Origin of the sequence: Aurantimonas marina, assembly GCF_017183135.1 — a bacterium.
GTDB lineage: Bacteria > Pseudomonadota > Alphaproteobacteria > Rhizobiales > Rhizobiaceae > Aurantimonas > Aurantimonas marina.
On record NZ_JADDXW010000059.1, the window covers coordinates 1 to 702 of the forward strand.

The 702-nt window shown below is 59.1% G+C and carries 1 protein-coding gene; it reads left to right on the forward strand.

Features of this window, described 5'->3' with window-relative positions; genetic code table 11:
* Nucleotides 1–31: 31 nt before the first annotated feature.
* The gene (locus ING15_RS19295; protein WP_206456466.1) at nucleotides 32–691 is read left to right on the forward strand and encodes an IS1595 family transposase; all 660 of its coding nucleotides are present in this window, start codon (nucleotides 32–34) and stop codon (nucleotides 689–691) included.
* Nucleotides 692–702 lie beyond the last annotated feature (11 nt).

Below are 702 nucleotides of genomic sequence, written 5' to 3' on the forward strand. Positions count from 1 at the left end.
CCTAGGAGATTTACGCTCTTAGGATGGTGACATGCGGCTAAAGCATTCGAAGCTCTCAGTCATCCAAACCAGGCGGCTGTGTGAACACTTCGTTGCGGGAACGCCGGCTCGCACGGCGGCCGAGCTGGTGGGGGTCAACAAGAACACGGCAGCGCTGTTTTACCATCGCCTGCGCGAGATCATCGCCGCACGCATCGAGGACGAGTCGCCGATCCAGGGTGAGGTGGAGGTCGACGAGTGCTATTTCGGCGGCGTGCGCAAAGGCAAGCGCGGCCGTGGCGCCGCCGGCAAGGTCCCGGTCTTCGGCATCCTGAAGCGAGGCGGCCGCGTCTATACCAAGATGATCCCGGACGCTCGAGCGGTGACGATCATGCCCATCATCAAAGCCAAGGTAGAGCTGGATTCCATCGTCTATTCCGATGCTTTCGGCACCTATGACGTGCTCGACGTCTCCGGCTTCCGCCATCATCGCATCAATCATCGAGAAAGCTTCGTGCTCGGGCAGGGCCGGCACATCAACGGTATCGAGAACTTCTGGAGCCAGGCAAAACGTCACCTCCGTCGCTACAACGGCATTCCCCGCCACCACTTCCATCTCTTCCTCAAAGAGTGCGAATGGCGCTTCAATTATGGCTCCCCCACCATGCTCTTGAAGTCCCTCGAGGCATGGATCAAACTCTCAATCTCCTAGGACAGCCCCAT